Annotated in this window: 15 protein-coding genes, 4 tRNA genes and 1 pseudogene; 8 read left to right on the top strand and 12 right to left on the bottom strand. The window is 52.0% G+C overall.

From position 1 onward, the window contains the following. Positions 1-3: 3 nt before the first annotated feature. A complete protein-coding gene (gene lptM / locus ACJHX4_RS22775; RefSeq protein ID WP_000799889.1) occupies positions 4-207 on the bottom strand; it encodes an LPS translocon maturation chaperone LptM in 204 nt (67 codons plus the stop codon). A 158-nt stretch (positions 208-365) separates the two neighbouring features. Here lptM and ACJHX4_RS22770 point away from each other — a divergent pair. Both ACJHX4_RS22770 and cyaY read left to right on the top strand, forming a co-directional pair. Then, positions 366-551 (top strand): annotated as a pseudogene (locus tag ACJHX4_RS22770) (DKNYY family protein); the annotation flags it as partial. Positions 552-676: 125 nt separating this feature from the next. Then, a complete protein-coding gene (gene cyaY, locus ACJHX4_RS22765) occupies positions 677-997 on the top strand; it encodes an iron donor protein CyaY (protein WP_000999947.1) in 321 nt (106 codons plus the stop codon). 39 nt (positions 998-1,036) lie between these two features. Here cyaY and cyaA read toward each other — a convergent pair whose 3' ends face one another. Continuing rightward, positions 1,037-3,583, bottom strand: a complete 2,547-nt coding sequence (cyaA, locus tag ACJHX4_RS22760) for a class I adenylate cyclase (RefSeq protein ID WP_000281682.1) — start codon at positions 3,581-3,583, stop codon at positions 1,037-1,039. Between the two features lie 386 nt (positions 3,584-3,969). Between cyaA and hemC the strand changes: the two genes are divergently transcribed. The 6 genes from hemC (at position 3,970) to aslA (ending at position 10,999) form a co-directional block, all read left to right on the top strand. Beyond that, positions 3,970-4,911 carry a hydroxymethylbilane synthase gene (gene hemC / locus ACJHX4_RS22755; protein ID WP_012896879.1) on the top strand — a complete coding sequence of 314 codons (942 nt, stop codon included), beginning with the start codon at positions 3,970-3,972 and terminating at the stop codon, positions 4,909-4,911. Further along, positions 4,908-5,648 (top strand): uroporphyrinogen-III synthase, encoded by a 741-nt coding sequence (gene hemD / locus ACJHX4_RS22750; protein ID WP_000026072.1) that lies wholly within the window; start codon positions 4,908-4,910, stop codon positions 5,646-5,648. The genes hemC and hemD overlap by 4 nt, the downstream gene beginning before the upstream one ends. Positions 5,649-5,669: 21 nt before the next feature. Further along, on the top strand, positions 5,670-6,875 hold the full coding sequence (gene hemX / locus ACJHX4_RS22745) for a uroporphyrinogen-III C-methyltransferase (RefSeq protein WP_000139093.1): 1,206 nt from the start codon (positions 5,670-5,672) through the stop codon (positions 6,873-6,875). Positions 6,876-6,877: 2 nt separating this feature from the next. Then, a complete protein-coding gene (gene hemY / locus ACJHX4_RS22740) occupies positions 6,878-8,074 on the top strand; it encodes a protoheme IX biogenesis protein HemY (protein WP_000921791.1) in 1,197 nt (398 codons plus the stop codon). A gap of 49 nt (positions 8,075-8,123) precedes the next feature. Further along, entirely contained in the window at positions 8,124-8,714 is a 591-nt protein-coding gene (locus ACJHX4_RS22735; protein ID WP_001260226.1) for a hypothetical protein, read from the top strand. Between the two features lie 629 nt (positions 8,715-9,343). After that, positions 9,344-10,999, top strand: a complete 1,656-nt coding sequence (gene aslA, locus ACJHX4_RS22730) for an arylsulfatase AslA (protein WP_000395838.1) — start codon at positions 9,344-9,346, stop codon at positions 10,997-10,999. Positions 11,000-11,089: 90 nt separating this feature from the next. Here aslA and ACJHX4_RS22725 read toward each other — a convergent pair whose 3' ends face one another. The 10 genes from ACJHX4_RS22725 to wzxE form a co-directional block, all read right to left on the bottom strand. After that, positions 11,090-12,325: an anaerobic sulfatase maturase gene (locus tag ACJHX4_RS22725; protein ID WP_001187383.1), complete on the bottom strand. Its 1,236-nt coding sequence runs from the start codon at positions 12,323-12,325 to the stop codon at positions 11,090-11,092. Between the two features lie 146 nt (positions 12,326-12,471). Next, positions 12,472-12,548, bottom strand: a tRNA-Pro gene (locus ACJHX4_RS22720). Positions 12,549-12,590: 42 nt separating this feature from the next. Beyond that, positions 12,591-12,677, bottom strand: a tRNA-Leu gene (locus ACJHX4_RS22715). 20 nt (positions 12,678-12,697) lie between these two features. Beyond that, positions 12,698-12,773 (bottom strand) — tRNA-His (locus ACJHX4_RS22710). A gap of 58 nt (positions 12,774-12,831) precedes the next feature. Next, positions 12,832-12,908 (bottom strand) — tRNA-Arg (locus ACJHX4_RS22705). A 102-nt stretch (positions 12,909-13,010) separates the two neighbouring features. Then, on the bottom strand, positions 13,011-14,396 hold the full coding sequence (gene thrP / locus ACJHX4_RS22700; protein ID WP_000774733.1) for a bifunctional threonine/serine APC transporter ThrP: 1,386 nt from the start codon (positions 14,394-14,396) through the stop codon (positions 13,011-13,013). Positions 14,397-14,586: 190 nt separating this feature from the next. Further along, positions 14,587-15,327 (bottom strand): lipopolysaccharide N-acetylmannosaminouronosyltransferase, encoded by a 741-nt coding sequence (gene wecG / locus ACJHX4_RS22695; protein WP_001064038.1) that lies wholly within the window; start codon positions 15,325-15,327, stop codon positions 14,587-14,589. Positions 15,328-15,329: 2 nt separating this feature from the next. Next, positions 15,330-16,682, bottom strand: coding sequence for an ECA oligosaccharide polymerase (gene wzyE, locus ACJHX4_RS22690; protein ID WP_000055112.1), 1,353 nt, complete (start codon positions 16,680-16,682; stop codon positions 15,330-15,332). Beyond that, entirely contained in the window at positions 16,679-17,758 is a 1,080-nt protein-coding gene (gene rffT / locus ACJHX4_RS22685) for a TDP-N-acetylfucosamine:lipid II N-acetylfucosaminyltransferase (protein WP_000217256.1), read from the bottom strand. The genes wzyE and rffT overlap by 4 nt, the downstream gene beginning before the upstream one ends. Next, positions 17,755-19,005, bottom strand: coding sequence for a lipid III flippase WzxE (wzxE, locus tag ACJHX4_RS22680; protein WP_000050265.1), 1,251 nt, complete (start codon positions 19,003-19,005; stop codon positions 17,755-17,757). The genes rffT and wzxE overlap by 4 nt, the downstream gene beginning before the upstream one ends.

The following is a 19,005-nucleotide window of genomic DNA, read 5'->3' as shown; positions in this document are numbered from 1 at the left end:
CTTTTAGTAATTCACCTGGGATGGACCATCGCCAGTGGCGCGGTCGTTTTTGTCCGGCACCGTGGATTGCGTTTGCGTCTCTACCGGTTTGGTCGGCGGCGGTGCGTTTTTATCTGCAGGCGGGAAATAGAGCGGACCTTTCAGACCGCAGCCCGTCAGGCTGAAGAGAGTAAGTAATACAGTGAGTGCCTTAAACACGTTTTTCATTATGGATTGCCTGTAAAGTTCATCGCTTTCTGCTTTCTATCATCGCAGGAGAAGGCGTAAAAGCAAGCGTTTAGCGACTCTTTATGAAGTCTGAAAAGTGAGGAAATGCTGCGAGTATAACGCTTACTCGTGGCGATTTATGTTTTGCTGGTAGTTTCGTGATCGGCACCTCGCGCCAGGATGGCTTTATGCACTATCGCAATGTGGTTTGTTTATTGTCTTGTTCGTTGTTCTTATCATCGGCATGGGGATGTCGGCTTGATGAGCCGGAACATAATATTTACCAGAAACAGGGAAAAGGCGTGGTGTATTTGCGCCCTTATGAAAAGACCAATCTTTCGCTATATAGAGATATTATTATTCCGGTGACGGATGAATCATGCCGGAACGCAGCAGCAGACGGGCAAACTTTGAAGCCCTGACCCCATGCCGCTATACTGCCGCCATCACTTAAAAACAGGATACAACAATGAACGACAGTGAATTTCATCGCCTGGCTGATCAACTGTGGCTGACCATTGAAGAACGTCTGGACGACTGGGATGGCGACAGCGATATCGACTGTGAAATCAACGGCGGTGTACTAACCATTACCTTTGAGAACGGCAGCAAAATCATTATCAACCGCCAGGAACCACTGCACCAGGTATGGCTGGCAACCAAACAGGGCGGCTACCATTTTGATCTGAAAGGCGATGAGTGGATTTGCGATCGCAGCGGCGAAACCTTCTGGGATTTGCTGGAACAGGCGGCGACGCAGCAGGCGGGAGAAACCGTCAGTTTTCGTTAAGAGCTAATGCCGGATAAGCCTCGCTTTCCGGCATTAGCATCAAGAAAAATACTGCTGCAACAGCGGCGCGTCATGCTCCTGATTGGCAGGTGGCATGTTACCGATAGATTTGGTGCGAAACGGAATCACCTGTTCACGACCATCAACCTTCACAATCTGATAGAACTGCGGCAGGTTGAAGTTGATGAAGCTTGAGCCGTAGGTGAAACGGTCGTGCGAAGACGAGTAGAAGCGACTGACGTCACGCACCAGTTCCTCTTTGCTGCCTTCGCAGTGGTGATACACCTCAACCCGGTTGCTTTCGTCGAGAATGTAGATATTAAAGCCATTCTCGTCTTGCGTTTCTTCGAAGAAGAACTGGATGATCCCTTCGCTGGCAAAGCCGTCCACCACCGCCGGTAATTTGACGTGATTGGTTTCAACCTGCACTGACAGGCCGTGCAGTTTGTTATGCGAAATAGCGCCATAAAACTCGATGGCGTTTTCCAGTTTCTGTACCGATACATTCAGCCGTTCGAAGAACAAGCCCCAGGTTTGACCGGAGACGCGCAGCGCCTTGAAGCGCCCGGTTTCCTGGCGGGTGCTGGAAAGACGCAGTTCAATACACTCAGAAACCAGTTGCTGCACGCGAGTACGGATTAACCCGCGCAGATGCTGGCTATAACAGAAGACTTCCACGCTATCTGGCGGTGCGGCGTCCTGATGCATTTTGCCGAGAATAGTTTTCAGGGCTTCGATCATCGATTGCTCGCCGTTGAAGTGCAGCGTACGCACTTCGTTCCACGAGTTGCGATACAGCAGGTCAACGCTACCCACCAGGCAATTTTGATTCTCGCCAAAGCTGAAGACATCCAGCTTACGGAAATCAAAATGCACCACCTGATTGCGGAAGGCTGCCGTCGGGTCATATTCCAGGTTAACGATAATCGCCAGATGGCGGATCTCACACGGGCTGTAGAGCGCCTTCGGTGTCGGTGCAGGTAAGCGCAGCGGGAAATGGTGCGACACGTCTGCGACCATCTCCTGCAACTTAGGCAAATCGACAATGCCGTTACCTTTAATATACAAACGGGTGCGAGAGGTCAGCAGGCCGTTAAACCATGCCCACGCCACCAGTTTATTCAGGTAGCGATTATATTCCAGCGGCTGATGGCTGATGATTGACTCAATATTTGGCGCGCGGTTATACAGATACCAACCTGAACGGTTGGCGCGGCCCGGCGGTACATAAATAAAGGTCAGATTCGGTTCCGAGAGATCGGGCGAAATCTGCGGGTTTACCAGCGTCACTTTACCCGGTAATGCTTCAAACGCGGCGTACAGTTTACGTGTCAGCACGCCGATATCCTGCGGGCTGGCGGAGACGCTAAGGTTATTGCGGCGCGCAAAGCGGATCAGATTACGGTAGCTCTGCATCATTGCGTCGAGCAGCTCGTTGTGCGCCTCACGCACCTGATCTATCTTCCAGTTAGCGCGGTTATCGAGCATTGCCAGACGAGCTTCGTCCCAACCCCACTCGCTCACTAACTGGCTCAACACTGCGCGACGCCAGCCTACACAGGCGCGTTCACGGCTGAGCTTTTCGCACACTTTTAAATAGAAGCAGCGACGCACTAAATCCAGACGGGTGAAATCTTCAATCGCCGTCAGGTATTCAGTAACACGCTCCAGCATCATGCAGTACGGGTCGAGGCCAAACGATACAATCTCGCCGTCGTGCAAACGCTGTTTGATATCTTTCGCCAGCAGACGTGGGTTCGGGTATTCCCAGGAATAGGCTTCCAGCAGCAGTGTTTTCAGCACCGCTTTGTATGGGGAATCGATACTCTTGTAGAGCTGCCAAAGGCTGGCACCAAAGTACTCTTCAGCAGAAAGCGAGCTTAAGCCACCAAGATCCAGCCATTCATTTGGCGTCAGCACGCCCTGCGCGTAAAGCGTCATCACATAGTCGTCGTAATGCTCTTCTTCGTCGCACGGCACCATATTCCACAGAATACGCTTACCGGCGAGACGCACGGCGGTACGATAAAATTCGTCAAGCAGCAGTATATGCTGGGTGGAGCCACAATCTTCGCCCCCCAGGCTGCCGCTTTCATTATGACGGAAGCGGTTTTCATCAATCAGGAAGAAGCTGACTTCCACACCCAGCGAGGCGGCCCAGCTTTCCAGCAGACTACATTTACGTTGTAGCAACTGGCGCTCTTCGCTATCGAGCCAGGATTGATGACAGACCCAGATATCCAGGTCAGAGGAACAACTTTGCCCTACGGACGAGGTGCTGCCCATGGTGTATACACCAGTAATTGGAAGCTCACCTTTCGGTGGGTCCTGTACTGACATTCCACGATACAGTTCAAGCTCGTTCAGGTAGTGGCGTTGAGTTTCATCAGGCGTGTAAAGGCAAATGCCTTTGGGAACGTTACCATCAAGGTAACCCGGCATTAGCGGATGGTGATAGTGCAACAATGTCGGCAGTAGACTGTAGACCTGTTGGAATGCAGGCCCCATAGCAGCAAGCGCGCGATCCACACGCAATTGATTTATGGCATCCAGTCTCTGTTTCAGAGTCTCAATATAGAGGTACAAGACGTATCGCCTGATTTGCTACCCGTCATGACTGTGATTCCGCCAACATCAACGGTAACACGCGGCATTCGGGATATTTCGTATGTCAAAGGTAACCGTTACCACTTTTCGCGCCTGGTTTTTTTAGTTTCACGACGAAAAAATGGTCTAAAACGTGATCAATTTAACACCTTGCTGATTGACCGTAAAGAAAGATGCGCTACATACAAGTGTAGCACCGTTTATTCTCTGTAAATTCCTTATTACGAAGGCTCAAAGCGCCTGTCAGGATCCACTGCCCGACCTCATTTTACGGTTTGCGCAGGCGTCTACGTTTCACCACAACACTGACATCGCTCTGGCAAGGATGTTAGGATGGACCACGGATGATAATGACGGTAACAAGCATGTTAGACAATGTTTTAAGAATTGCCACACGCCAAAGCCCACTTGCACTCTGGCAGGCACACTATGTCAAAGACAAGTTGATGGCGAGCCATCCGGGCCTGGTCGTTGAACTGGTACCGATGGTGACGCGCGGCGATGTGATTCTTGATACGCCGCTGGCGAAAGTAGGCGGAAAAGGCTTATTTGTTAAAGAGCTGGAAGTCGCGCTCCTCGAAAATCGCGCCGATATCGCCGTACATTCGATGAAAGATGTGCCGGTTGAATTCCCGCAAGGTCTGGGGCTGGTCACTATTTGCGAGCGTGAAGATCCTCGCGATGCATTTGTGTCCAATAACTATGACAGTCTGGATGCGTTACCGGCAGGCAGTATCGTCGGGACGTCCAGTTTACGTCGCCAGTGCCAACTGGCTGAACGCCGCCCGGATCTGATTATCCGCTCCCTGCGCGGCAACGTCGGCACTCGCCTGAGCAAACTGGATAACGGTGAATACGATGCCATCATTCTTGCCGTAGCCGGACTAAAACGTTTAGGTCTGGAGTCCCGCATTCGCGCCGCGTTGCCACCCGAGATTTCTCTTCCGGCGGTAGGGCAAGGTGCGGTGGGCATTGAATGCCGCCTTGATGATGCACGCACTCGCGAGCTGCTCGCCGCGCTGAATCACCACGAAACTGCACTGCGTGTTACCGCCGAACGCGCCATGAATACCCGTCTCGAAGGCGGATGTCAGGTGCCAATTGGTAGCTACGCCGAGCTTATTGATGGCGAAATCTGGCTGCGTGCGTTGGTCGGCGCGCCGGACGGTTCGCTGATTATTCGCGGTGAACGCCGCGGTGCGCCGCAAGATGCCGAACAAATGGGGATTTCGCTGGCAGAAGAGCTACTGAATAACGGCGCGCGCGAGATCCTCGCTGAAGTCTATAACGGAGACGCCCCGGCATGAGTATCCTGGTCACCCGCCCGTCTCCCGCAGGAGAAGAGTTAGTGAGCCGTCTGCGCACACTGGGGCAGGTGGCCTGGCATTTTCCGCTGATTGAGTTTTCTCCGGGTCGACAATTACCGCAACTTGCTGATCAACTGGCAGCGCTGGGAGAGAGCGATCTGTTGTTTGCCCTCTCGCAACACGCGGTTGCTTTTGCCCAATCACAGCTGCATCAGCAAGATCGTAAATGGCCCCGACTACCTACTTATTTCGCCATTGGACGCACCACCGCGCTGGCACTACATACCGTAAGCGGACAGAAGATTCTCTACCCACAGGATCGGGAAATCAGCGAAGTCTTGCTACAATTACCTGAATTACAAAATATTGCGGGCAAATGTGCGCTGATATTACGTGGCAATGGCGGTCGTGAGCTAATTGGGGATTCCCTGACGGCGCGCGGTGCTGAGGTCACTTTTTGTGAATGTTATCAACGATGCGCAATCCATTACGATGGTGCAGAAGAAGCGATGCGCTGGCAATCCCGCGAGGTGACGACGGTCGTTGTTACCAGCGGTGAAATGTTGCAGCAACTCTGGTCGCTGATCCCACAATGGTATCGTGAGCACTGGTTACTACGCTGTCGACTATTGGTCGTCAGTGAGCGTTTGGCGAAACTCGCCCGGGAACTGGGCTGGCAAGACATTAAGGTCGCCGATAACGCTGACAACGATGCGCTTTTACGGGCATTACAATAACTCTCATAACAGGAAGCCATAATGACGGAACAAGAAAAAACCTCCGCCGTGGTTGAAGAGACCAGGGAGGCCGTGGACACCACGTCACAACCTGTCGCAACAGAAAAAAAGAGTAAGAACAATACCGCATTGATTCTCAGCGCGGTGGCTATCGCTATTGCTCTGGCGGCGGGCGTCGGTTTGTATGGCTGGGGTAAACAACAGGCCGTCAATCAGACTGCCACCAGCGATGCCCTGGCTAACCAACTTACGGCACTGCAAAAAGCCCAGGAGAGCCAAAAAGCCGAGCTGGAAGGCATTATCAAGCAACAAGCTGTACAGCTTGAGCAGGCGAATCGTCAGCAAGAAACGCTGGCAAAACAGCTGGATGAAGTCCAACAAAAGGTCGCCACCATTTCCGGCAGCGATGCTAAAACCTGGCTGCTGGCCCAGGCCGATTTTCTGGTGAAACTCGCCGGACGGAAGCTGTGGAGCGATCAGGACGTCACGACCGCTGCAGCGTTGCTGAAAAGTGCAGACGCCAGCCTGGCGGATATGAATGACCCGAGTCTGATTACCGTTCGCCGGGCAATTACCGATGATATCGCCAGCCTTTCTGCGGTATCGCAGGTGGATTATGACGGTATCATCCTTAAGCTTAATCAGCTTTCAAATCAGGTAGATAATCTGCGTCTGGCCGATAATGACAGCGATGGTTCGCCGATGGATTCCGACGGTGAAGAGCTTTCCAGTTCCATCAGCGAATGGCGTATCAATCTGCAAAAAAGCTGGCAGAATTTTATGGACAACTTCATTACGATTCGCCGTCGTGATGACACTGCCGTACCGCTGTTAGCGCCAAATCAGGATATCTATCTGCGCGAAAATATCCGCTCTCGCCTGCTGGTCGCAGCACAAGCTGTACCGCGTCACCAGGAAGAGACTTATCGCCAGGCGCTGGAGAACGTCTCCACCTGGGTACGTGCTTACTACGATACTGATGATGCCACCACCAAAGCGTTCCTCGACGAGGTGGACCAGTTAAGCCAGCAAAATATCTCGATGGATCTTCCGGAAACCCTGCAAAGCCAGGCGATGCTGGAAAAATTGATGCAGACCCGCGTGCGTAACCTGCTGGCACAACCGGCAGCAGGGACAACGGAAGCTAAACCTGCACCTGCACCTGCACCTGCACCTGCACCTGCACCGCAAGCTGATGCTCCGGCAGCCGCGCCGCAAGGAGAATAACCATGCTAAAAGTGTTATTGCTCTTTGTGTTGCTGATTGCGGGGATCGTGGTTGGCCCGATGATTGCCGGCCATCAGGGTTACGTGCTGATCCAGACCGACAACTACAATATTGAAACTAGCGTCACGGGCCTCGCGATTATTTTGATTCTGGCGATGGTAGTGCTGTTTGCCATTGAGTGGCTACTGCGGCGAATCTTCCGCACAGGCGCGCACACCCGTGGGTGGTTTGTCGGACGTAAGCGTCGCCGTGCACGTAAGCAGACCGAACAGGCGCTGCTGAAACTGGCGGAAGGCGATTATCAGCAAGTTGAAAAGCTGATGGCGAAAAATGCCGATCACGCTGAACAACCGGTGGTGAACTATCTACTGGCAGCCGAAGCCGCGCAACAACGTGGTGATGAAGCACGCGCCAACCAACATCTGGAACGCGCAGCGGAGCTGGCCGGCAATGACACCATTCCGGTAGAAATCACCCGTGTACGTCTGCAACTGGCCCGTAATGAAAACCATGCAGCACGTCACGGCGTTGATAAGCTGCTGGAAGTTACGCCACGCCATCCGGAAGTATTACGTCTGGCGGAACAGGCGTATATCCGCACAGGGGCATGGAGTTCGCTGCTGGATATCATCCCATCAATGGCGAAAGCCCATGTTGGTGATGAAGAACATCGTGCAATGCTGGAACAACAGGCATGGATTGGCCTGATGGATCAGGCGCGTGCCGATAACGGTAGCGAAGGTTTGCGTAACTGGTGGAAAAACCAAAGCCGGAAAACGCGTCATCAGGTGGCCTTGCAGGTGGCAATGGCGGAACATCTTATTGAGTGTGACGATCATGATACTGCCCAGCAAATTATCATCGACGGCCTGAAACGCCAGTATGACGATCGCCTGCTGCTGCCGATCCCGCGTCTGAAAACCAATAATCCGGAACAGCTGGAAAAAGTGCTGCGCCAACAGATCAAAAACGTGGGCGATCGCCCGCTGTTGTGGAGCACACTGGGTCAGTCGCTGATGAAACACGGAGAATGGCAGGAAGCATCGCTCGCCTTCCGCGCAGCGCTGAAACAACGTCCGGACGCCTACGATTACGCATGGCTTGCCGACGCGCTGGACAGACTGCACAAGCCGGAAGAAGCCGCAGCGATGCGTCGCGACGGTTTGATGCTAACGTTGCAAAACAACCCACCGCAGTAATCTATATCGCCTCGTTCAGGGGCGATATTTTTTTACAAGGATGTCAAACATGCGCACACCGTCCCGCTATATTTTCCGCTTACCATCACATGAAATTAATCCTTTTCGGGCAACGCTCTTGCTGATTTTGTTGATATGTGCCGTTCTGGCTGGCGTAAGTTGGCTGATTCTGTCCTTCGTACGTACAGGCAATACATTCATCTTCTGGTTAACACTTTTTATTGGGTATCTGATAGCCATTGCGAAGCAGGAAAAAATCAAGCTCATCGAGAAGCGCCAGATTATGGCTGATAAACGTCAGGGACTTTCCATTTGTCAGTTCGCACGCCAATTTTCCCCCCACACCGTAGATACATGGGTGATTCGGGCTGTGTGGAATACCTTACAAGGAAACGGCTATATCGATTATCCATTACCACTGAAAGCCAGTGATAAACTGGACGATGATCTGGATTTAGTAAACGATGCAGACGAGTTAGAAGAGCTGGTCGAAGATATTGCCGCTCGTTGTGGGCGCGATCTACGCGGAATAGAAGATAATCCGTTTCTTCCCATCACCACGGTAGGTTCTCTTGTAAGTGTATTAAACGCACAACCGATGACCCAAGAGCGACGTAGCCTGTTGTTTACTCGGTCATAAAAAAACGCCTGCTCTTATTACGGAGCAGGCGTTAAAACAGGTCTGTATGACAACAAGTGGGTGCTTCACTCAACGTTGTGTCCATGGTGTCTGATGAGGCAGAAGCGACATCTGTCAGTGGACGATAAGCACCGTAAACGGCTCTGCGTCATTCCGGAGTTTATGAGGCACTAAGGCGAACATAAGAGATGGAATGAGCATCTACTCGTTTATTATGCCACAGAGAACCGGGAAATAACATCCCTTAACACTTGTTATGAGATAATTCTGTAATCCTCTTTGCTTCCTGAGTAATAACTTCCTGAGTGAATATTTCTCCTGCGCACAATTCTACACATATATATAATGAATAATAAAAGTCATTCAATTAATAACATATATATTAATTGCAGATAAAACTAAAAACAGCATCAATAATCAACGCGATATAACATCACCGCCTTACATATCACCTGCGCCAGAGGTAGGATTGAAAACGCTCTCCTGATTTTCCAATTCATTTTCTGGATAAATAAATAATTTATTTTTATCACCATTATTTATGCAATCATCCTGTCAGGGAGAGGGATCTCAATTATCAATGCTTAATTACGTCATCATTTTGACGACATGAAACCGGAGCATTTTGCATGGAATTTTCGTTTTCACCCAAACTTCTTGTTGTTGCTGTCGCCGCAGCTCTTCCTCTCATAGCCAGCGCAGCAGATACCCCGTCAACCGCCACCGCACGCAAAGGCTTTGCCGGATACGATCACCCAAACCAGTATCTGGTTAAACCGGCGACCACTATTGCCGACAACATGATGCCGGTGATGCAGCATCCTGCACAAGACAAAGAAACCCAGCAGAAACTGGCGGAACTTGAGAAAAAAACCGGTAAGAAACCGAACGTGGTTGTTTTCTTGCTGGATGATGTGGGCTGGATGGACGTTGGCTTTAACGGCGGCGGCGTGGCGGTGGGTAACCCTACACCAGATATCGACGCCGTTGCCAGCCAGGGGCTGATTTTAACTTCGGCGTATTCTCAACCGAGTTCTTCCCCAACCCGCGCCACGATTCTCACCGGACAATACTCCATCCACCACGGCATTCTGATGCCGCCAATGTACGGGCAACCGGGCGGTCTGCAAGGGTTAACCACGCTGCCACAGTTGCTGCACGATCAGGGCTACGTCACCCAGGCTATCGGGAAATGGCATATGGGGGAAAACAAAGAGTCGCAGCCGCAGAACGTTGGCTTTGATGATTTCCGCGGCTTTAACTCGGTATCTGATATGTATACCGAATGGCGTGATGTTCATGTCAACCCGGAAGTCGCCCTGAGCCCGGATCGTTCTGAATACATCCAAAAACTGCCGTTTAGCAAAGATGACGTTCATGCCGTGCGCGGCGGTGAACAGGAAGCCATTGCCGACATTACGCCGAAATATATGGAAGATCTGGATCAACGCTGGATGGAATATGGCGTTAAGTTCCTCGACAAGATGGCGAAGAGTGATAAGCCTTTCTTCCTCTATTACGGCACTCGCGGCTGTCACTTCGATAACTACCCGAACGCCAAATATGCGGGTAGCTCTCCGGCGCGCACCTCTTACGGCGACTGCATGGTGGAGATGAACGATATCTTCGCCAATCTGTATAAAGCACTGGAGAAAAACGGTCAGCTTGATAACACGCTGATTGTGTTCACCTCTGATAACGGTCCGGAAGCCGAAGTTCCGCCGCACGGTCGCACGCCGTTCCGCGGTGCGAAAGGTTCTACATGGGAAGGCGGCGTTCGTGTGCCAACCTTCGTTTACTGGAAAGGCATGATCCAACCGCGTAAATCTGACGGCATTGTCGATCTGGCGGATCTCTTCCCTACGGCGCTGGATCTGGCGGGGCATCCTGGGGCGAAAGTAGCGAATTTAGTACCGAAAACCACCTTTATCGATGGTGTGGACCAGACATCTTTCTTCCTGGGAACAAATGGTCAGTCTAACCGTAAGGCCGAGCATTACTTCCTCAACGGTAAACTTTCTGCTGTGCGTATGGATGAGTTCAAGTATCACGTCCTGATTCAGCAACCTTACGCTTATACCCAGAGCGGATATCAGGGTGGATTCACCGGCACAGTAATGCAAACGGCGGGATCGTCGGTGTTTAACCTGTACACCGATCCGCAGGAAAGCGACTCTATCGGCGTGCGCCATATCCCAATGGGTGTACCGCTACAGACCGAAATGCATGCGTATATGGAGATCCTGAAAAAATATCCACCACGCGCGCAGATTAAATCTGATTAAGCCGGCGCTATCGCTGAGATCTACCTTTGCCGGATGCGATGCTGACGCATCCGACAATCAACCGCAGGCGGCCACAAAATGGCTGCTTTTTTACTTATTCACCACCAGCAAATGCGCCTGCATAATGTCGCTGGCCGGACGACCGTGCGCCAGCAAATCAACCATTGCTTTAAGATATGGCGGTAGATGGCGGAAATAACGCTGATACCCGGCACACAAATAATTCAGCTCGGGTTTGCCGCTGGCATCGAGCATAAAGCGGTGTTTCGGGCAGCCTCCCCAGCACGCTTTTAACACGTTGCAACTGCGACACTGTGCCGGTAACTGCTTGAATTTATCTTCACCAAATGCCTGCTGTTGCGGGGAATCAATCATTTCTGCAATCATCTGCTGAAGCATATTCCCTAGTCGATACTGCGGATAAACATAGTGATCGCAGGCATAAACGTCACCGTTGTGCTCAACAATCACCGAGCGCCCACAGGTTGGCTGATGATGGCAAACCGCGCCCGGTGCGCCGACAAAATTGGCGAACGCCCATTCGATATTCATTACGAAAATCTTGCCGACGTCGCGCTTAATCCAGTGGTCGAAAATCGCCACCAGAAACTCACCGAACTCTTGCGGGCACACCGACCATTCCGTCAGTTCGCCCTGAATATCGCCGGGAGCATGTAGCTTAAGTCCAGCATGAGCAGCCGTTTCATTAGCCAGGCGCTCGACCACCGGAATAAACTGGATGAACTCAACACCTGCATCACACAGAAAATCATAGACTTGCAAAGGTTGTAACGCACTGGTGCGATTGACGCAGACCAGCACGTTATAGTCGACATGATGTTTTTGCAGGAGCGTCAGGGCACGCATCACCAGCTTATGCGTGGGTCTGCCACCTTTGGTCACGCGATATTGATTGTGGATCTCAGCCGGACCATCCAGCGATAACCCTACAAGAAAATGATTTTCTGCCAGAAATCCACACCATTCGTCATCGAGCAGCACGCCGTTAGTCTGGAAGCTATTACTTATCTTCCTGCCAGCACCATATTTCGCCTGTAGCGCCACGGCACGGCGGTAAAACTCCAGCCCGAGTAACGTTGGTTCGCCGCCCTGCCAGGTAAAAGCCACTTCGTTTTGGGTTTCGCTGGCAGCGATATAGTGACGGACATACGCTTCCAGCGTGTCATCGTCCATATGCGTGACTGGCTTTTCGTGGTAAAGGGATTGTTTTTCGAGATAAAAACAGTAGTCACAGTTCAGATTACAATCAGAACCGCTCGGTTTCGCCATCACATGAAAAGCACGCGTTGGAACCTGTTGCTGCATGGTCGCTCCTTGCCTGAAGTCATCCTTCAATAAGTTAAGGGCGAAATCATACCGTGGCGCAATGCGTTATTACGGGCGTTTATTGCGAAGGGAAAGTGACGAAATGCACAGAAAACAAAAAACCCCGCCGAAGCGGGGTTCAAAATTGGTCGGCGAGAGAGGATTCGAACCTCCGACCCACTGGTCCCAAACCAGTTGCGCTACCAAGCTGCGCTACTCGCCGAAATACTGCTTTTTGAATTTTTAGTTCAATTCTTTAAAGTCGTGGTGCGAGGGGGGGGACTTGAACCCCCACGTCCGTAAGGACACTAACACCTGAAGCTAGCGCGTCTACCAATTCCGCCACCTTCGCATTGTCACAACTTCTAATAATGGGGTGGCTAATGGGATTCGAACCCACGACAACTGGAATCACAATCCAGGGCTCTACCAACTGAGCTATAGCCACCACTACAAATCTTGTTACGCGGTATTACTACCACCGCAGCTCAAGCGCCGGGACTAAATGGCGCGCCCGACAGGATTCGAACCTGAGACCTCTGCCTCCGGAGGGCAGCGCTCTATCCAGCTGAGCTACGGGCGCTTAGCGCCGTTGCGGGGGTGGATAATACGGACTTCCCACCCCTCTGTCTAGTCCCTTTTTAAATAAATTGCGCGTTTGGTTACGGTTTGTGCGTTTTGCTGCTTATTCCTCCAGTTTATGCGCTTTACCGTGGCGATTAAGCCCAAAAACTTTATAAATCGCCGTCACCGTCAGCATAAAGATGATGCCGACAAACAGCGACATACGCGTATCTTCATTAAAGTACATGCCGATCAAAACGCAAATCAGGAATGCCATTGTTACGTAGTTGGCCCAAGGGAACAGGATTGAGCGGAACGGATGGCTGGCAATTGCCGCTTTATGCGCACGACGAAAACGCAGCTGGCTAATCAATATCACAAACCATGGCACCATCCCCGGAAGCACGCTGGCACTGTAGACATAGACAAACACACGCTGCGGATTGGGAATGATGTAGTTCAGGCATGAGCCAATTAGCAGAATAGCAATAGATACCGCCACACCCGCAACCGGTACGCCGTGACGGGAAACTTTCGCCATCGCCGCCGGTAACTGACGGTTTTTCGCCAGTGCATAGAGCATACGTCCGCAACTGTACATGCCACTGTTACAGCCAGAAAGCGCTGCCGTCAGCACCACAAAGTTAATAATGCCCGCCGCAGCGGTAATGCCGATTTTGGCGAAAGTCAGTACGAACGGGCTGCCGTTGCTGCCTATTTCATTCCACGGGAAGATGGTAACGATAACGAAAATCGCGCCTACGTAGAAAATCAGGATTCGCCACAGCACCTTGCCTACAGCGCTACGCAGCGTCACCTGCGGATTCTTCGCTTCACCGGCAGTAATGCCAATCAGCTCCACGCCCTGGTAGGACGCCACCACAATACACAATGCGGTCAGGAACCCTTTCCAGCCACCCGCAAAGAAACCGCCATGCTCTGTGAGATTGCTAAAACCAATCGACTGCCCGCCATTGCCAAAGCCAAAGAAAATCACGCCCAGGCCAATGACAATCATCACGATAATCGTGGTGACTTTGATCATCGCGAACCAGAACTCGATTTCGCCGTACAACCTCACCGCAGCCAGATTCGCCAACGCCACCAGCGCCACCGCGATCAATGCGGGTATCCACTGCGCCATCTCCGGGAACCAGAACTGGACATAAACGCCAATGGCGGTGATTTCTGAGATCCCCACCGCCATCCACATAAACCAGTAAGACCAGGCGGTGAGATAGCCAAAGAACGGGCTCATATAACGATGCGCGTAAACGGCGAACGAACCGGTAACCGGTTCGAGGAACAACATTTCGCCCATTGAACGCATGATGAAAAAGACGAACAGCCCGGCGATGATATAGGCCAACAATACGGATGGCCCGGCCCATTTCAGGGTACTGGCGGCCCCCATAAACAGGCCGACGCCAATGGTGCCCCCCAGGGCGATGAGTTCGATATGTCGAGCTTCCAGCCCACGCTGTAGCTCTGGTTTGTTATCTGCCATAAATCCTCGTGTTGTGTTTGCATGCTTTCCGGTGTTACCGGTTATCGTTATGGGTACATCGAGTGTTGCGAATGTTTTCGTAATTCAGGAGAAATGGCAAATAAAGCATTAAAAATTTGAATGCTTTGTGTAATAAAAAAGCAGACAGGCGACGGAGTGACCACTTCGTCGCTTTACAAAGAGAGGAAAATCAGAGGTTGCCGGTATAGTGCCAGCGTAAATAACGCAGCAAACGAAGCTGACGCTTAATGCGGCTCGGCTGCGAAAGCAGGCGGTAGAGCCACTCCAGCCCCAGCGTTTGCCAGATTTTCGGTGCGCGTTTTACGTGACCGGTGAAAACATCGTAGGTCCCGCCAACGCCCATATACAGCGCATCTGGATGCACCAGACGGCAGTCGCGCATGAAGATCTCCTGCTTTGGCGATCCCATCGCAACGGTGACGATTTGCGCTCCGCTGGCATGAATGCGTTCAAACAGCGCCTGACGCTGCTCGGGTTTAAAATAACCATCCTGGCTGCCAACGATATTCACATTCCACTGGTTGCGCAGTTTAGCTTCAGTTTGCGCCAGCACTTCAGGTTTACCGCCCACAAGAAATACCGGTGTCCCTTCTTTGCCTGCGCGCGCCATCAGCTCTTCCCAGAGATCGGCCCCAGCAACGCGGGAAACCTGCGCCTGCGGGTACTTTTTACGTACTGAACGTACAACGCTTATGCCATCCGCATATTTAAATTCGGCAGCGTTAATTAGCTCCCGGACCTCGGCGTTATCTTCAATGGTCAGCATTTTTTCGGCATTAATGGCAACCAGCGTTCCTTGCTTAAGCTGCCCGTCAGCGAACAGATAATCGAGGGCGTGCTGCATATCACGCCAACCAATCAACTGTAAGCCACGCAGCGTATAGGTCGGTGCCGTGGTGTTGTTATTCATTATTATCCTTCAACCTGCGTCCGGAGCGATGATTTTGTTCGTTTATGAATGAGTCCGGCGCTTTCAAAAAGCCAGTACAACAGTTTTGCGATCATCAGACATGCGCCGAAGACCACGATAAAAAAGACCACGCGTGAGACAAACGAATCCAGCCCTTCACGCGCCAGCACGATCATATTGAAGATCGCCCCGAAGCAGAAACTGTGCAATATCGCAGCCTTATAGCGATTAGTCTCGCGGTTGCCCAGCTCATACAGCCAGTCGAACCATTTGATGATCAGTCCAACAACAATCGCCCCGAGCGGGATGAACAACGCGCCGCCCATCACCACCAGTGAGCCTATAAGCGTAGGCGAGATCGCCAGTCCGGAGTGGTTATTCAGCACTTCCCAGGTAAAGTAGTTGGCGGAGTTCAGCACCATACTCGGGCGACCCGGCCACAGCCAGGAAGGGATAAAGACATAGAAATCGCGGACAATTGGAGCCAGGCCCTGGAAGTCGATGTTGTCGTAGTTCTGCAACAGCAACGCCAGATTCTCCCACGGTGAAAAGGTGTCGCGAGTGAGATAGAGAAACGTATAGAACGCTTCATCGCCGCTCACATTCATTCCATAGCGTTTTAACGCCAGCCAGAACATGCCCACAATCCCCAGCACGCCCGCCGCCGCCAGCATCCACAACGAAATCCAGCCGCGAATAATGCCAATAAACAGGAAGATAGCGAATGCGATGATGATATTGGCGCGAGTGCCGCCGACAATCATATAAGTCAGCAAGCCAAAAGCGACCGTGCTGACGAGGAAAAACAGCCACGCTTTGCTGTCCTGGCGCAGAAAGTAGACCACCAGCATCGCCGGGATGAAAAAGTAAAAGAAGCGTTTTAACGCCACGCCGGAGACTTCACTGGAGAAGATCTGACTGTAGGAGTTAAGCCGGAACAGCAAAAAGCCGTTGTGCATGAAGAAGATGCCGACGCTTACCAGCGCGATGCCCATCAGGATCACCCACGTGAGATTGGTTTCCACGCGGTTCATGGTAAACAGCGGACGGCGCGGTACATCAGCAACGCGTTTGCGTAGGCGGGTTTTGTAGGTGACGTAGTAAACCGCGTAGAAGCAGCCCGCAGAAAGCAACGCCTGCAACAAGATTTCTGGCGGCGCGGCACCAACATCAAAGCGAAAAACCAGCACGCTGGTCAGCGGGAAGCCGAAGAAAAAGGTGAGCAAAAACAGCAATGAAAAGAAGACATTGAAGTTAAAGCGCACACGGCGAAACTCAAACCAGGTCAGCGTGGCAATAAACAGCGTGCAGAGCAGCCAGACAACAAACAGGCCACTGAATTGCAGCAGACTCATGCGACCTCCCCGGCGGCAATCGCCAACGCCCGCTGCCAGCCTTGCAGATAGTTCGGGCTAAAGAAGGCAATGGTGTTTTTATCCACCGACACCAACTGGCGCTGCGCTTCACGCACAATATCCTCGTTGAGATCGTCGGTAGTAAACAGCACCGGCAAATGCTGTTCCGTCATATCCTGCCAGAACGGATTTTCCCGGTTAAGCACACAAGGAATGCCCGCCTGAATCAGTAAGCACAGCGTACCAATGCCCTGCTGGCGGGCAAAAATAAAGTAACCAAGATCGCACTGACGAAGTAGCGCCAGATAGGCGTCAAATTCCAGTTTTTCGCTCAGAGTTTGTAGATTTTCTTCGCTGAATAACTCCAGCCCCGCCTGACGAACTTCCTCGATGTACGCTTCGTTATTAGGCGGATATCCCATCGGCACCACCACTTTTACCGTATCGCCAAATTGCTGATAAACGGCGCGCAAGGCAGCAATATGTTCATTGCTGCGGTCACCGGAGTTCCCCACCAGAATGGTCATTTTCCCTTCACGTTGCCGATCATTCGCCATCATATTGAGTGAAGGGTCCATCCGCGTCGGGAAGTACAGCAGTTCTCCCCGCACCTTTGGATGCGTTTTGGCAAAAAAGCTCAAATCACCGCGGGTGGCAAATACACAGCCGACTCTCTTTTGCGCCAGGCGACGTAGCGGGTAAAAAAGCTTATATCTCAAGCCACTGGAAAGCTCGTACAGGTCTGCCCCCCAGATATGCCAGTAAAACTGGCTGGGCTTAATGCCACCACTCAGCAGAGCCAGCCACAGTGTGGGATTGAACTGACCGTGGAAGAAAAAACGCTGCTGACGGTTAGCTTTTGCTTTCGCGATGACCGCTTCCGCCAGCGATTTTTTCCCAGGGAAAAATTGCACAGAAAGCGCCGGACAGCTATCACTTAAGCCGTCGTCCTTGCCAACAACCATAAACTCGCGCGCGTGCTCGCTCGTCGCGGCCAGCGCGTCATTGAAAAACCGCAAAACGGTTCGGTTATGGTGAGGGATATCCGATCCCAGTACGTGAATCAGTACAGTCATGCCCGCCTACGCCAGAGTAAAAACACGCCACAACAAAGAGAAAAATAGACGATATAGGTTGCCATATAGGCCTGCGCCGCGCCCAGTGCACCATGCGCAGGGATTAGCCAGTGGGCAAATACCATCAATAAAGTGAACTGGCTGACTTCCGCCAGAATATAAAACCGCAGTGACGCTTTGGCGATCACCAGATAACCAAAGACATAAGCGCCCACTTTTAACACATCACCCACCAACTGCCAGGCAAAGAGATCGCGCATAGCGGTAAATTTATTCGACAACAGCAGCCAGATAGCAAAATCACGCAGCAACCAGACGGTAAAACTCGCCGCCGCCACTGCCGGCAAGACGAATTTAAGCGATTTAACCACTTCCCGGGTGATATCGCGCTTTTCCGTTAGCCGCGACAACGTGGGCAGCAAATATACGCTGAACGATGCCGTAATAAATTGCAGGTAGGCATCGGAAATACTGCTCACCCCTTGCCAGATCCCCACCTCATCCCAGCTATACTGCGCCGCCAGCAGTTTACGCATCATGATGTAAGCAACAGGCAAGGTCACCGACGTAATCAACGCCATGAGCGTAAATTTGCTCAACTGCCCTGCCAGACCGTTATCCCAGCTGGGTTTCAGATAGCTTAACGGGATGACACCACGTTTGATCAACATGATGGCGGCAGGAATTACCACCAGCGCGGGAATCAGCGCCAGACCCAGCAACGCCCCTTCATAACCGCCCAAACGGTAACTGACGTAGTACGCGAGAACGCCAATCAAGCTGCCAACAATCAGAGATAACGCATTACCTGCGGCATCGCGAAAGCCTTTCATCAGCGCCAGTAACAGGTTGCCCCAGGCGATCCCCATTTGCACCAGCGCCACTAAACGCACCAGCCCCTGATAGTCGGTATTACCAAACAATCCCTGGCTGATTGGCGCAGCTGCCAGCACAAAAACCAGCGCCATCAGCGTAGAGAAACCAAGTACCATCGCTGATGAAGTGCCGACCACGCGGCGCAGCTGTTGCGGATTATCATGGTACTGGGCAACGTATTTGGTTACACCGTTAAAGATGCCAGCCCCGGCAAGCACGCCGAGCACGGTAATCAACTGGCGGAAATTTGCCGCCAGCCCAAGCCCCGCCGGACCAAATGACACCGCCAGCAACTTACCGACTAGTAACCCGGCACCAATCTTGACCAGTGTACTGGCCGCCGTCCACAAGGACGCTTTTGCCAACGACAT

The sequence above is a fragment of the Escherichia sp. WS2035 genome (assembly GCF_046487065.1).
GTDB classification, from domain to species: Bacteria; Pseudomonadota; Gammaproteobacteria; order Enterobacterales; family Enterobacteriaceae; genus Escherichia; species Escherichia coli.
The sequence above is the reverse complement of the archived record's forward strand: the minus strand, read 5'-3'. Positions and strand labels throughout refer to the sequence as shown.